The sequence below is a fragment of the Xenorhabdus hominickii genome (assembly GCF_002632725.1).
Lineage (GTDB): Bacteria > Pseudomonadota > Gammaproteobacteria > Enterobacterales > Enterobacteriaceae > Xenorhabdus > Xenorhabdus hominickii.
In genome coordinates, this window is record NZ_NJAI01000002.1 from 458,015 (window position 1) to 472,323 (window position 14,309).

Annotated in this window: 12 protein-coding genes; 11 read left to right on the forward strand and 1 reads right to left on the reverse strand. The window is 43.2% G+C overall.

Features of this window, described 5'->3' with window-relative positions; all coding sequences use genetic code 11:
* Positions 1–296: 296 nt before the first annotated feature.
* The 10 genes from serC (at position 297) to kdsB (ending at position 12,395) form a co-directional block, all read left to right on the forward strand.
* Positions 297–1,385, forward strand: a complete 1,089-nt coding sequence (gene serC, locus Xhom_RS09235; RefSeq protein WP_069316387.1) for a 3-phosphoserine/phosphohydroxythreonine transaminase — start codon at positions 297–299, stop codon at positions 1,383–1,385.
* Between the two features lie 176 nt (positions 1,386–1,561).
* The gene (gene aroA / locus Xhom_RS09240; protein ID WP_069316386.1) at positions 1,562–2,848 is read left to right on the forward strand and encodes a 3-phosphoshikimate 1-carboxyvinyltransferase; all 1,287 of its coding nucleotides are present in this window, start codon (positions 1,562–1,564) and stop codon (positions 2,846–2,848) included.
* Between the two features lie 204 nt (positions 2,849–3,052).
* The gene (gene cmk, locus Xhom_RS09245; RefSeq protein ID WP_069316385.1) at positions 3,053–3,739 is read left to right on the forward strand and encodes a (d)CMP kinase; all 687 of its coding nucleotides are present in this window, start codon (positions 3,053–3,055) and stop codon (positions 3,737–3,739) included.
* 192 nt (positions 3,740–3,931) lie between these two features.
* Positions 3,932–5,605, forward strand: coding sequence for a 30S ribosomal protein S1 (gene rpsA / locus Xhom_RS09250; RefSeq protein ID WP_069316384.1), 1,674 nt, complete (start codon positions 3,932–3,934; stop codon positions 5,603–5,605).
* A gap of 75 nt (positions 5,606–5,680) precedes the next feature.
* Positions 5,681–5,971 (forward strand): integration host factor subunit beta, encoded by a 291-nt coding sequence (gene ihfB, locus Xhom_RS09255; protein ID WP_038237207.1) that lies wholly within the window; start codon positions 5,681–5,683, stop codon positions 5,969–5,971.
* 244 nt (positions 5,972–6,215) lie between these two features.
* Positions 6,216–8,579 carry a ComEC family protein gene (locus tag Xhom_RS09260; protein ID WP_069316383.1) on the forward strand — a complete coding sequence of 788 codons (2,364 nt, stop codon included), beginning with the start codon at positions 6,216–6,218 and terminating at the stop codon, positions 8,577–8,579.
* A 35-nt stretch (positions 8,580–8,614) separates the two neighbouring features.
* The gene (gene msbA / locus Xhom_RS09265) at positions 8,615–10,363 is read left to right on the forward strand and encodes a lipid A ABC transporter ATP-binding protein/permease MsbA (RefSeq protein WP_069316382.1); all 1,749 of its coding nucleotides are present in this window, start codon (positions 8,615–8,617) and stop codon (positions 10,361–10,363) included.
* Entirely contained in the window at positions 10,360–11,352 is a 993-nt protein-coding gene (gene lpxK, locus Xhom_RS09270; RefSeq protein WP_069316381.1) for a tetraacyldisaccharide 4'-kinase, read from the forward strand. The genes msbA and lpxK overlap by 4 nt, the downstream gene beginning before the upstream one ends.
* A gap of 110 nt (positions 11,353–11,462) precedes the next feature.
* Positions 11,463–11,642: a Trm112 family protein gene (locus tag Xhom_RS09275; RefSeq protein ID WP_069316380.1), complete on the forward strand. Its 180-nt coding sequence runs from the start codon at positions 11,463–11,465 to the stop codon at positions 11,640–11,642.
* A gap of 3 nt (positions 11,643–11,645) precedes the next feature.
* Positions 11,646–12,395, forward strand: a complete 750-nt coding sequence (kdsB, locus tag Xhom_RS09280) for a 3-deoxy-manno-octulosonate cytidylyltransferase (RefSeq protein WP_069316379.1) — start codon at positions 11,646–11,648, stop codon at positions 12,393–12,395.
* 120 nt (positions 12,396–12,515) lie between these two features.
* On the opposite strand, the gene elyC is transcribed toward kdsB, so the two are convergent.
* Positions 12,516–13,352, reverse strand: a complete 837-nt coding sequence (gene elyC / locus Xhom_RS09285; RefSeq protein WP_069316378.1) for an envelope biogenesis factor ElyC — start codon at positions 13,350–13,352, stop codon at positions 12,516–12,518.
* Positions 13,353–13,532: 180 nt separating this feature from the next.
* Here elyC and cmoM point away from each other — a divergent pair, with 180 nt between their 5' ends.
* Positions 13,533–14,303, forward strand: a complete 771-nt coding sequence (gene cmoM / locus Xhom_RS09290; protein ID WP_069316377.1) for a tRNA uridine 5-oxyacetic acid(34) methyltransferase CmoM — start codon at positions 13,533–13,535, stop codon at positions 14,301–14,303.
* Positions 14,304–14,309 lie beyond the last annotated feature (6 nt).

A 14,309-nucleotide genomic window follows, 5' to 3' on the forward strand; every position in this document is an offset into this window, starting at 1 on the left:
GATTTGTGACAATAACGGCAATAGACGTCAGCTTTGGCCATGCTTTACCCTTAAAAGGCGGGAAGCATATCACAACAACTAACTATTTAATACATGACCTTTTTTATCCCCTATATGAATAGCAACTAATATCACTCTGACTCTCTTATTATTTTTTATGTTCAGATTTTCAGTGGTGAGAGTTGTCATTCACACCTTCGTTTACAACAATCTTTTAATAACCATTGCAGCGGTAGAGCGGGAGTGATAAAACCAATGCATCCGGTTTTATTGTATCCATTGATAGGGTGAAATTAATGAATCAGGTATATAATTTTAGCGCTGGTCCAGCTATGTTGCCAGCAGAAGTATTACGTCGTGCAGAACAGGAACTTTGCAACTGGCAGGGGCTGGGAACATCGGTGATGGAAATCAGTCATCGTAGCAAAGAGTTCATAGCGGTTGCGACTGAAGCAGAAAAAGACCTTCGAGATTTATTAGCGATACCTGAGAATTATAAAGTGCTGTTTTGTCATGGTGGTGCTCGTGGGCAATTCTCTGCATTGCCACAGAACTTACTGGGTGATAAATCGACAGCAGATTATATCGTAAGTGGTTATTGGTCTGAATGTGCAGCGAAAGAAGCAAAAAAATATTGTACCCCAAACATTATTGATATCAGGACAGAAACAAATGGTATCAAAAGTGTGAAACCAATAAGTGAATGGGGTTTGAGCAGTGATGCTGCCTATGTTCATTATTGCCCTAATGAAACCATTGAAGGCACGGCTATTTTTGAGGAACCTGATTTTGGCGATGATAAAATCGTGATTGCCGATTATTCCTCAGCGATTCTTTCCACACCTATTGATGTTAGCCGTTATGGCGTTATTTACGCCGGAGCACAAAAAAACATTGGGCCTGCGGGAATTACAGTTGTCATTATCCGTGAGGATTTACTGGGTAAAGCGCACCCGCATACACCATCGATTTTAGATTATACCGTGGAAGCTCAACACGACTCTATGTATAACACACCGCCGACTTTTGCATGGTATTTGTCAGGCATGGTATTTAAGTGGCTGAAAGAGCAGGGTGGATTACAGGAAATCAGCAAGCGGAACCATGCGAAAGCAGAATACCTCTACCGTGCCATTGATAACAGCAAGCTGTATATCAACCTTGTTGCTCCTCAAAACCGTTCTCTCATGAACATTCCATTCCAACTAGCGAATCCGAAGCTGGATAGTCAATTTCTGGAAGAAGCCTATACTCATGGACTGCATGCGTTGAAAGGGCATAAAGTTGCGGGTGGTGCCCGTGCTTCAATTTATAACGCCATGCCTTATGAGGGTGTAAAAGTATTGGTTGAGTTTATGGCGGATTTTGAGCGTCGCAACGCATAAAATAATTTTATTATTATCGGGAGGCTGAACCCTTCCGATGTCAAAATGTTCGATTTATTCTAAAAATTCAAATCAGAAACCTACCCGATCTATTCCGAGTTACAGTGTGGACAATCGTGCTGAAATTTGAGATATGAAGGGCATAAATTTGTTAAAGACCGGAGACTTCTCTGTTTATGCAATCCCTGACGTTACAACCTATTTCCCGTGTTAATGGAACAATTAATCTGCCCGGCTCCAAGAGTGTTTCCAATCGTGCTTTGCTGCTCGCTGCTTTTGCTAAAGGAACAACTCGCCTGACCAATTTGTTAGACAGTGACGATATTCGCTATATGCTGAATGCCCTGACTGCGTTAGATATTCCTTATCGCCTTTCCGCTGATCGTACCATCTGTGAAGTCGATGGCAGAGGTGGGTGTATCACGGGCAAAAGTGGACTCGAACTGTTTCTGGGGAATGCAGGCACGGCAATGCGACCATTGGCGGCAGCATTATGTTTAGGAGACAACAATCTGGTGCTGACCGGAGAGCCTCGAATGAAAGAGCGCCCAATTGGTCACTTGGTGGATGCACTGCGTCAAGGGGGAGCTAAAATTGACTATCTTGAACAGGAAAATTACCCACCACTGCATATCAACGGGGGATTTTCAGGAGGAACAATTACCGTTGATGGTAGTGTTTCCAGCCAATTTCTGACCGCCTTGCTGATGGCTGCACCATTGGCAGTCAACGATACGGAAATTCATATTCAGGGTGATTTGGTTTCTAAACCGTATATTGATATTACATTGGCACTGCTGAAGAGTTTTGGCGTAACGGTAAGTCATCAGCAATATCAGGTTTTTTACATTAAAGGTCAGCAACAATATGTGTCTCCGGGGCAATATTTAGTAGAGGGCGATGCTTCATCGGCATCTTATTTTCTGGCTGCAGCAGCGATTAAAGGCGGAACGGTTCGTGTTACGGGTATTGGCAGAAATAGCCTGCAAGGGGATACCAAATTCGCCAATGTCTTGGAACAGATGGGAGCAACAATTCGTTGGGGTGATAATTTTGTCGAGTGCGAGCGGGGAACATTAACGGGCATTGATATGGACATGAATGCTATTCCTGATGCGGCAATGACTATTGCGACAACCGCGTTGTTTGCTCAGGGAGAAACCGTTATTCGCAATATTTACAATTGGCGGGTCAAGGAAACAGATCGGCTCCATGCAATGGCGACTGAATTACGCAAAATAGGTGCTGAGGTAGAAGAAGGGGATGATTATATTCGTGTGATTCCGCACGAAAAACTTAATCATGCTGAAATAGAAACTTATAATGATCATCGAATTGCGATGTGTTTTTCGCTGGTGGCATTGTCCAATATACCTGTAACGATTCTTGATCCAGGTTGTACAGCAAAAACATTTCCAGATTACTTCAACCAACTTGAAACGCTCAGTCAATATATAAAGTAAAACGGGAATAAAATGAGGTTTTTAAGAATCATTCATGGTAGAAACTATTCCGGCATGAAAATTTAGGATATTTATTCCAAGCCTGTTTCACTCATCCGCTAAGCGCGTATAATAAGGCAAACTTTTATTGCTTGTTAATTGAGCGGTTTTTGCATTCGGTCGATGACCCGTCTGTTATGCGAATATGCGAAAAGGAGGAAAACAATGGTGGTGATAGCCCCGGTAATAACCGTTGATGGACCAAGTGGTGCTGGCAAGGGAACATTATGTCAGGCATTGGCTGAAGCGTTAGATTGGCAATTACTTGATTCAGGTGCCATTTATCGTGTATTGGCACTGGCTGCCATCCACCATCAAGTGGGTATCCAGTCTGAAGATGCACTGGTTCCTCTAGCTGCAAATCTGGATGTTCGTTTTGTGCCTGCAAATGGTAAACTTCGGGTCATTCTGGAAGGCGAAGATGTCAGTAATCAAATTCGTACTGAAACCGTAGGGAATACGGCTTCACAGGCAGCGACATTCCCGCGTGTCAGGGAAGCACTTCTGCGTCGGCAACGGGCTTTTCGCATAGCACCTGGATTGATTGCTGATGGCCGTGACATGGGTACTGTGGTGTTTCCTGACGCACCAGTGAAAATATTTCTTGATGCGAGTGCAGAAGAACGCGCCCACAGACGTATGTTACAGTTGCAGGAGAAGGGTTTTAGTGTTAACTTTGACGCCCTTTTGTCCGAAATACAAGAGCGGGATTTCCGTGACCGTAATCGGACTGTTGCGCCATTAGTGCCCGCACAAGATGCATTGATCTTAGATTCGACCAGCATGTCTATTGAAGAAGTGGTTGATAAAGCACTAATTTACGCAAAAAACGCGCTGGAAATACCTGCATAATTGTTAATTTTATCAAATATGCTATTGCAGTAGCGTATCAAGAAGATGTACATAGAATTCGGTTTTGTTAGCAGTGAAATATGCTGGCATACCAAAACACCTTGTAACAGGGAAAGTTGCGAGGTATGTAAAACAACCCCATTCGGCTGGAAGCTAGATGGACGTTAATTTAAAACCTTGAAGATCATTAAAATGACAGAATCTTTTGCTCAACTCTTTGAAGAATCCCTACAGGTTATCGAAACTCGTCCAGGTGCAATCGTACGTGGTGTTGTAGTTGCTATCGATAAAGACGTTGTATTGGTAGATGCGGGTCTGAAATCAGAATCTGCAATTCCTGTAGAACAATTCAAAAATGCTCAAGGCGAGCTGGAAATCCAAGTTGGCGATGAAATCGACGTAGCTCTGGATGCGGTAGAAGATGGTTTCGGTGAAACTATCCTGTCCCGTGAAAAAGCAAAACGTCACGAAGCATGGCTGATGCTGGAAAAAGCATACGAAGAAGCTGAAACTGTCACTGGTATTATCAATGGCAAAGTAAAAGGCGGCTTCACTGTAGAACTGAACGGTATCCGTGCGTTCCTGCCTGGTTCACTGGTTGACGTTCGTCCAGTTCGTGACACAGCTCACCTTGAAGGCAAAGAGCTTGAGTTCAAAGTCATCAAGCTGGATCAGAAACGTAACAACGTAGTTGTTTCCCGTCGTGCTGTTATCGAATCTGAAAACAGTGCAGAGCGTGATCAGCTGCTGGAAAACCTGCAAGAAGGCATGGAAGTTAAAGGTATCGTTAAGAACCTGACTGACTACGGTGCATTCGTTGATCTGGGCGGCGTCGATGGCCTGCTGCACATTACTGATATGGCTTGGAAACGTGTTAAACACCCAAGCGAAATCGTCAATGTGGGCGATGAAATCACAGTTAAAGTACTGAAATTCGACCGTGAGCGTACTCGCGTATCTCTGGGTCTGAAACAATTGGGTGAAGATCCATGGGTAGCAATCGCTAAACGTTATCCAGAAAGTACTAAACTGACTGGTCGCGTGACTAACCTGACTGACTACGGCTGTTTCGTTGAAATCGAAGAAGGCGTTGAAGGTCTGGTACACGTTTCAGAAATGGATTGGACCAACAAAAACATCCACCCATCCAAAGTTGTTAACGTTGGTGATGTTGTGGAAGTTATGGTTCTGGATATCGACGAAGAACGTCGTCGTATCTCCCTGGGTCTGAAGCAGTGTAAAGCTAACCCTTGGCAGCAATTTGCTGAGACTCACAACAAAAACGACCGCGTTGAAGGTAAGATCAAGTCTATCACTGACTTTGGTATCTTCATCGGTCTGGACGGCGGCATCGATGGTCTGGTTCATCTGTCTGACATCTCCTGGAACGTTACAGGCGAAGAAGCAGTTCGTGAATACAAGAAAGGCGACGAAATTGCTGCTGTAGTTCTGCAAGTTGATGCAGAACGTGAGCGTATCTCTCTGGGCATCAAACAACTGGCAGAAGATCCATTTAACAACTACCTGTCTGTAAACAAGAAAGGTGTAATTGTTACTGGTAAAGTCACTGCAGTTGACACAAAAGGTGCTACAGTTGAATTAGCTGACGGCGTTGAAGGTTACCTGCGTGCATCAGAAGCTTCTCGTGACCGCGTTGAAGATGCAACTCAAGTTCTGAACGTTGGCGATGAAGTTGAAGCTAAATATGTTGGCGTTGACCGCAAAAACCGCGTAATCAACCTGTCTGTTCGCGCGAAAGACGAAGCTGATGAAAAAGACGCTATCGCTTCTGTGAACAAACAAGAAGACGTGAACTTCGCTAACAACGCAATGGCTGAAGCTTTCAAAGCAGCTAAAGGCGAATAATCTAAGTCAATAACGGCGGGTAATATTCTCAGAACATGAAAATATTACCCGAAAACGGTAGTTTAGGGAGGTACCATGACCAAGTCTGAATTAATCGAAAGGCTTGCAGAGCAACAATCTCACATGCCGGCTAAAGCCGTTGAAGATGCAGTGAAAGAAATGCTTGATCATATGGCAGAAACATTAGCCGCAGGTGAACGCATTGAAGTTCGCGGATTCGGCAGTTTTTCTCTTCACTACCGCGCTCCGCGTGTGGGCCGTAACCCTAAAACGGGTGATAAAGTGGAATTGGACGGTAAATACGTACCTCACTTTAAACCAGGTAAAGAGTTACGTGACCGCGTGAATATCTATGGCGAGAGCTAACAGATATAAGTTATTACTTAATTAAACTAACGGCACCTCAGGGTGCCGTTTTTTGTATTTGTTTAAGTAATGTTTGAGTACTCGTTTTTGTGATAATTACCGAAAGATCTTGTGAATCGTTTCTTCTACTTGAAGATTAATTTGTGAGGTTATTCCACAATAGTATTTATTTGACTGGTAGCGATGTTGATGATGTAATAGGCTCCTCTATGTGAATGGAATATCAGCATAGAGGCATAAATGGATGCAGCTTATAATCTTCTCCCCCTTTATTTACTTATTTACTCTGTGGCAAAGGCCACCACCTCTTATTAGTTTAAATTTGGCTGCATTAGCTATTGTGTTGGGAGTTTTTCCTTTATTGTTCCTTGCAGAATTGCCACAACAAAAAGTAATTAATTCACTGATTTTAATTTCATTTTCATTATTATATTTTCCGTTTAAATTCATTCGGATAATATCATTGGGATTGTGGGCATTTATTTTCGGGTGCTGGCATGGCCATCAAATATTGGAGCAAATAACTTATTTCAGTGAATTCTCTCGTTCTGCAATTGTCGTGATTGATAGCGCATTATTAGAAGATAAAACGAAAGAAAATGAGCAAAAACCACGCTATCGTATTCAATTGATTGAAAGTGAGGGGAAATACATTTTTCCCCGTTTATACGCATCGGTGTTATGGAATTCTAAAGCATTGTTGTGTGCGGGGCAGAAATGGCACGTCACAATGAAATTAAGACCCGTTCATGCACAATTAAATCAGGGTAGCTATGACAACCAGCGATATTCACTTTCTATTCGTCAGCCGTTGAGTGGAAAAATCCTTCAGGCAAAATTACTCAATGAAACTTGCAGTGTCAGGCAAGATTTCATTAGTAAATTGGCACCAGAAATTCAGACACTAAAACATGCTGGTGTTGCGTTGGCACTCACGTTTGGTGAAAGAAAATGGCTGGATAAACAGACTCGTTTGCTCTTGCAGCAGACAGGTATCGCGCATTTGATGGCAATCTCAGGGCTGCATATCGCAATGGCCAGCTTATTTGGCTGGAGTCTTGCGAGAATAGCGCAATTCTTTTTTCCTACAAGATGGATTGGATTTCGTTTCCCATTAATCATGGGCTGGCTAACTGCAATGCTTTATGGATGGTTATCGGGTTGGGGAATTCCTGCCGTTCGGGCAATATTGGGATTGACATTGTGGATATATCTGCGATGTAAAAGCCGGTTTTGTTTTTCATGGCACTGGGCGTTATGGAGTGCTGCGCTGATTTTACTTTTTGACCCTTTAGCGATACTTTCTGACAGTTTTTGGCTTTCATTTACTGCGGTAATGGCACTGTTATTCTGGTTTCACTGGATGCCTTTACCAGAGAAAATTCGTCATGGCTGGCAGTGGGTTTTATTGCGTGGATTACATATGCAATTGGGAATGATGTTAATGTTATTGCCGTTGCAAATTTTGTTATTTCAGGGAATTAATATTGCATCATTGGTTGCGAACCTCTGGGCTGTGCCGATAGTTTCTTTTTTATCTGTGCCATTAGTAATGTTGGGATTGGTTTGTCTCTTATTTCCTTCTATTCAGTTCTTTCTCACTATTCAATCATGGTTATGGCAACTCGTTGATTATAGCGTTTCGCTTGCTTTAGCGCCTTTATCTGTCTTAACGCATTCATGGATTGAAATCGGATATTATCCTATTGTTATTACACTTGCTGGCTGGTTTGGGGTTGTAGTTTGGCGTTTAGGTTGGTGGAAATCGCATAAGTGGCTGTTGAGTGTCTCAATTGCCATTATCGCTTGTTATTCGAAATGCTCTAATGAGCACCAATGGCGCTTTTCAATGCTGGATGTTGGTCATGGGTTGGCTGTGGTGATTGATAAGGGCGGGCAGGCGATCATTTTTGATACGGGAAATCGTTGGGAAACGGGCAGTATGGCAGAAAAAGTCATTGTGCCTTATTTGCGTTGGCATCGATTAACGCCAGAACAGATAATCCTTAGCCATGATCATTTAGATCATACAGGAGGAGTTGCATATCTTAATGACAAATATCCTGATATCCAAATTAGAAGCTCTTTCATTAATCAGGCTCATTTACCTTGTATTCGTGGTGAAAAATGGATATGGCAAGGGTTGAATTTTGAAATTTTATGGCCGCCAGAGAAAACAGCTATTGTTGGCAATAATCAATCTTGTGTGGTTCGCATTGATGATGGAAAACACAGTCTATTATTAACGGGTGATTTGGAAAAACAGGGTGAATACCGCTTATTGGAACTCGAAAAGAAACATTTGAATACAACAATATTGCAAGTTCCTCATCATGGTAGTAATACTTCGTCTACGGCGCTACTGATACGTAACATCATGCCTAAATATGCTTTGACTTCGGTGGCACGCTATAGCCCGTGGAGGCTGCCTTCAGTAAAAGTAAAACAGCGTTATAAAAATGCCGGGATTCAATGGAGTAGCACGGCAGTTTCTGGACAGATCACGGGTTATTTTTATCGGGACAACATTAAATTAAAGGGCTATAGGCAACAAATAATGTCACGTTGGTATCATCAGTGGTTTGGTATTCGTGGCGATCATGAGTAGAATAAGCCGCTATTTCTTTTGGTTTTGGTAACTCAATAATGAATGATAAAGACCTTTCTACCTGGCAGACCTTTCGCCGCTTGTGGCCGACCATCACACCATTTAGGGTTGGGCTGTTAGTTGCGGCGGTTGCACTAATTATTAACGCTGCCGGTGATACATTGATGCTTTCCTTGTTGAAGCCTTTGCTGGATGAGGGTTTTGGCAAGGCAGACATTAGTGTATTGAAGTGGATGCCATTGGTTGTTATTGGATTGATGTTGTTGCGTGGCATATCTGGTTTTATATCAAGTTATTGTATTTCTTGGGTATCAGGCAAAGTGGTCATGCAGATGCGCCGTCGTCTGTTCAACCATATGATGGGTATGCCAGTTTCCTTTTTCGACCAGCAATCCACGGGAACATTACTTTCCCGCATCACATACGATTCTGAACAGGTTGCTTCCTCCTCTTCCGGCGCACTCGTGACGGTTGTCAGGGAAGGAGCCTCGATTATTGGCCTGTTTATACTGATGTTCTATTACAGTTGGGAACTTTCTTTGATCCTGATTGTAATTGCACCGATTGTTGCCGGCGTCATCCGCCTTGTTTCTGTACGTTTTCGCAATATCAGCAAGAGCATGCAAAACAGTATGGGAATGGTGACAACCAGTGCAGAACAGATGTTGAAAGGGCATAAAGAAGTTTTAATTTTTGGGGGACAACAGGTTGAAACCAAACGTTTCAACAAAGTCAGCAACCATATGCGTCAGCAAGGGATGAAAATGGTTTCTGCTGATTCTATTTCAGACCCCATTATCCAGCTTATTGCTTCATTTGCGTTGGCGTTTATCCTGTATGCTGCCAGTTTTCCCGAGATTATGGGTGCTCTGACGGCAGGGAAAATTACCGTTGTGTTCTCATCCATGATTGCGTTGATGCGTCCATTAAAGTCACTGACGAACGTCAATGCCCAATTTCAGCGTGGTATGGCTGCTTGTCAGACTTTATTTTCTATTCTGGATATGGAGCAGGAAAAAGATGACGGTAAACTGGAAGTCAAAAAAGCGAAAGGGAATATCGAATTCCGCGATGTGACTTTCTGCTATCCGACTAAAGATCACCCTGCATTGAAGAAGATTTCAATGACGATCCCCGCTGGAAAAACAGTGGCATTGGTTGGGCGTTCAGGTTCCGGTAAATCGACGATAGCCAATCTTCTCACTCGTTTTTACGATGTCAGTGAAGGAGGCATTTTACTGGACGGTCATGATCTGCGTGAATATACGTTGGCTTCCTTACGTAATCAAATTGCACTGGTATCGCAAAATGTGCATCTGTTCAATGATACAGTTGCCAATAATATTGCCTACGCCAGCGAAGGAAAGTTCAGTCGTGAAGAAATAGAACGAGCGGCGGAAATGGCTTACGCTATGGATTTTATCAAGAGGATGGATAACGGCCTAGATACGATGATTGGTGAAAATGGTGTTTTACTTTCCGGTGGGCAGCGTCAACGTATTGCCATTGCCCGTGCTTTATTGCGTGATTCACCGATTTTGATTCTGGATGAGGCAACCTCTGCATTGGATACCGAATCTGAGCGCGCTATTCAGGCTGCATTGGATGAATTGCAGAAAAACAGAACTTCACTGGTGATTGCTCATCGTCTGTCTACTATTGAGAAAGCTGATGAGATTATTGTTATTGAAGACGGCAATATTATCGAAAGAGGCGACCATGAAATTTTGTTGGAAAAAAACGGCGCATACTCACAATTACATCGGATGCAGTTTGGCCAATGATTGAACGCATATGGTCAGGCCGTTCATGGCTCTACGTTTTGTTATTACCTTTATCAGCTCTTTATGGGCTGATAAGCGGCCTACGCAAGTTGAGCTATAAACTCGGCTTACAGCGCTCTTGGAAAGCACCTGTGCCTGTTGTCGTAGTCGGTAACTTAACTGCGGGGGGGAATGGCAAAACGCCGGTGGTTATTTGGCTGGTTGAACAATTACAGCAAAAAGGTTATCGAGTTGGAGTTGTTTCGCGTGGTTATGGTGGAAAGTCGGAATATTATCCACTATTGGTGGCAGACGAAGTGACAACGGCACAAGCGGGAGATGAACCAGTATTAATTCGTCGCCGCACTGGTGTCCCCGTTGCAGTCGCTCCAAAACGTGCGGACGCTATCAAAGCATTATTGGCGCATACTCCTATTGACATCGTGATTACGGATGATGGTCTTCAGCATTATGCCTTACAGCGTGATTATGAGATTGTAGTGATTGATGGTACCCGTCGTTTTGGTAATGGCTGCTGGCTACCAGCAGGGCCAATGCGGGAGCTGGCTGGGCGCTTGAATACCGTCAATGCCATTATCGTTAATGGAGGAACACCGGAAGCCAGTGAATTGCCTATGACCTTGAAAGGGGAGTTGGCCGTTAATTTACTGACAGGTGAAACGCGAACAGTCAGTGATATTCCTAATGGCGTTGCGATGGCGGGAATAGGCCATCCGCCGCGTTTTTTTGCGACATTGCAGCAATTGGGCGCAACCCTACAGGAAACCCATGCTTTTGCTGATCACCAATCTTATGAAAAATCTCAACTATTGGCTTTAGCAAATAGTCAGCAAAATTTACTGATGACAGAAAAAGATGCGGTCAAATGTTTCCAGTTCGCACAGCCTAACTGGTGGTATTTACCTGTATCTGCTCAGTTACCAGAGGGAAAAGGGCAAAAAATGCTGAGTGATATTCGGGCATTGCTCCCTTCGCAGAGTACTCTTTAATAACACTGAGAGAGCATCACAATATTAAACAAAACAACAGAGTTAACGGTGGAACTTTGCTTGTGGTATTCTGAGCCGCATTAAATTTATGGCCGTCATTTGGGGGATATATGGATCACCGTTTACTCGAAATCATTGCTTGCCCGGTATGTCATGGCAAGCTCAGTTACGATAAAGAAAATTTTGAACTGATTTGCAAATTTGACCGCCTCGCTTTTCCTGTCCGTGATGGCATTCCTGTGTTGTTAGAAAATGAAGCACGTGCCTTGCCTACAGAGGAAAACAAATAACCCATGTTTACCGTTATCATTCCAGCCCGTTTTGCTTCCACTCGCCTGCCGGGAAAACCATTGGCCGATATTCACGGAAAGCCAATGATTGTACGTGTTATGGAACGAGCGGTTCGTTCTGGCGCCAAACGGGTTATTGTCGCGACAGACAATCAAGATGTTTTTAATGCCGTGATTGCCTCAGGTGGTGAAGCTTGCATGACAAGCGAAAACCATCATTCAGGTACAGAACGCTTGGCTGAAGTTATCGATAAATATCAATTTGCTGATGATGAAATCATCGTGAATGTTCAGGGTGATGAACCCCTTATTCCAGAGAAAATCATTAAGCAAGTGGCTGATAACCTGGCTGGCAGTGATGCAGGAATGGCAACACTTGCTGTGCAAATCAAAGATGCTGAAGAAGCATTTAATCCTAACGCCGTAAAAGTCGTGATGGATGCGAAAGGCTATGCGCTCTATTTTTCTCGCGCTACGATCCCATGGGAGCGTGATCGCTTTATACAGTCACAAGGAACGATCGGAGATAATTTCCTACGCCATATCGGGATTTATGCATATCGGGCTGGTTTTATCCGGCGCTATGTCCAGTGGGCGCCAAGCCCATTGGAAAATATAGAGATGCTCGAACAATTAAGAGTGCTTTGGTATGGTGAAAAAATCCATGTGGCAAAAGCACTGCAAGCTCCCGGTGCTGGCGTTGATACACCGGAAGATTTGGAAGCTGTCAGAAACGTCTTTGTAGAATTCTAAGCTTCATGACTGGTTTAATGATCAATTAAGTATGAGTTAAAAGAGAATGCTGCCTTGTAGCATTCTCTTTTTTTCAACGCTATTGCTTCAATCCTATGACCTTAATATTAGGTTGTTTTTTTAACTGCTTTTTTGCTGGGATTCTTCTGGTTTTTCACCTTTGATATCCGTGCTTGTAGGCTTAATTGCTTGCCAGATAAGCCCTAATGTTTCATACCAGGCACGTTCCGTGTGTGAAAAATAATAGGAAGAGGGAATATATTTTTCCCAAGGATATAATGGTGTTGTGATGGCCAATTGGTTGGCAGGGGCTGCGATGGGGTGCATGCCACGTTGCTCAAAAAACTTTACTGACCTTGCCATATGGTTGGCAGAAGTAACAAGGATAAAAGGTTGTTGACCGACCACTTTTTCAACTGCAGAAGCTTCCTCTTCTGTATCCAAAGGTTTTTTTAATGCTATCGTGTCTTCTACAGGAATTCCCATAGATTGTGCTACCATAGCAGCAACTTCGGCACTGCTAATTGAATTAACGCCTTTACCGCCGGTGAAAATCATTTTAGCGCCAGGATTAAGGTGATATAACCGAATTCCTTCAGTCACTCTGGGTAAGCTATTGCTGATAAGATTGGCACTGGGAGCCCATTGAGGGTTATAGGTGAAGCCGCCACCGAGAACCACAATGTATTTTACGGGATCATATTTTATGGTATCGCTATGTGCGGTGTCAGGCTCATAACGTTGAACATATTTTCCCTCAACAGGGAGTAAGAGCTTGTCCGCAACAGGCTGTAAGCTCAATAAAAGCAATATAAGCCAACTTAGAGATAAAATGGCTTTACCTGTTTTTTGCCAGCGGGTGAACCACAGTAATAGCAGTGCGGCGAAAGAGACAAGAATAATCAATGGTAAAGGCATTAATAGCGAGCCGATAGATTTTTTTAGCAGGAATAGCATTGACAGGCCTTGATTTGGTTGAATTGTAATCGCATAGGGGCAAGTTTAAGGCTAAAAGTAGTTAATTAAATGATTACTGTGCCAAAATAACAATAGTAAAAACAGCAGTAGATAATATAACTACTCAATAGATAAATTAAACGTATAAACGTAGCTAGCTTATAAGTGAGGCAGTTTTTCATGCGGGATCGCAATTTCGATGATATTGCAGACAAATTTTCGCGTAATATTTATGGCACAACTAAAGGTAAAATCAGGCAGGCCGTTGTCTGGCAGGATATTAACGAATTGCTGAATCATTTGCCTCAACGTCCTTTACGCATTTTGGATGCAGGGGGTGGTGAAGGGAATATGGCTTGCCAATTGGCTGAATTAGGTCATCAGGTCATACTTTGTGATCTCTCCGAAGAGATGATCCAGCGGGCGAAATATAATGCAGAAGAGCGCTGTGTTCTCCATCAGATGCAATTTATTCAAAGCTCAGTACAAGAAATTCACCAACATATTAATCAACCCGTAGATCTGATTCTGTTTCATGCCGTATTGGAGTGGATCACAGACCAAAAAGATGCGATAGAAACACTGGGAAATATCATTGTACCCGGTGGAGCACTCTCATTAATGTTTTATAATGCTAATGGCTTGGTCATGCGTAACGCCATCTTGGGTAATTTCCATTTGGCAACACCTAATATTCAGCGTCGCCGAAAACGTTCTTTATCGCCACAGAATCCACTAGTACCGGAACAGGTATACCAATGGCTGAACGAACTCAAGATGGAAATAACAGGTAAAACAGGTGTGAGGGTTTTTCACGACTACTTGCAAAGCCGCCAGTTACAAAATGCAGATTTTCCGGCGTTGCTTGAACTTGAACAACGTTATTGCAGACAGGAGCCCTATATCAGCCTGGGGCGTTATATTCATGTGATGGCGCGCAAACTATCTTAAAGAGTG

What these genes read in the sequence shown, in the direction of transcription:
- cmoM (WP_069316377.1), top strand. Translation starts at nt 13,533, where the DNA reads ATGCGGGATCGCAATTTCGATGATATTGCAGACAAATTTTCGCGTAAT.
- serC (WP_069316387.1), top strand. Translation starts at nt 297, where the DNA reads ATGAATCAGGTATATAATTTTAGCGCTGGTCCAGCTATGTTGCCAGCA.
- aroA (WP_069316386.1), top strand. Translation starts at nt 1,562, where the DNA reads ATGCAATCCCTGACGTTACAACCTATTTCCCGTGTTAATGGAACAATT.
- Xhom_RS09275 (WP_069316380.1), top strand. Translation starts at nt 11,463, where the DNA reads ATGGATCACCGTTTACTCGAAATCATTGCTTGCCCGGTATGTCATGGC.
- cmk (WP_069316385.1), top strand. Translation starts at nt 3,053, where the DNA reads ATGGTGGTGATAGCCCCGGTAATAACCGTTGATGGACCAAGTGGTGCT.
- elyC (WP_069316378.1), bottom strand. Translation starts at nt 13,352, where the DNA reads ATGCTATTCCTGCTAAAAAAATCTATCGGCTCGCTATTAATGCCTTTA.
- Xhom_RS09260 (WP_069316383.1), top strand. Translation starts at nt 6,216, where the DNA reads ATGCAGCTTATAATCTTCTCCCCCTTTATTTACTTATTTACTCTGTGG.
- lpxK (WP_069316381.1), top strand. Translation starts at nt 10,360, where the DNA reads ATGATTGAACGCATATGGTCAGGCCGTTCATGGCTCTACGTTTTGTTA.
- rpsA (WP_069316384.1), top strand. Translation starts at nt 3,932, where the DNA reads ATGACAGAATCTTTTGCTCAACTCTTTGAAGAATCCCTACAGGTTATC.
- kdsB (WP_069316379.1), top strand. Translation starts at nt 11,646, where the DNA reads ATGTTTACCGTTATCATTCCAGCCCGTTTTGCTTCCACTCGCCTGCCG.
- ihfB (WP_038237207.1), top strand. Translation starts at nt 5,681, where the DNA reads ATGACCAAGTCTGAATTAATCGAAAGGCTTGCAGAGCAACAATCTCAC.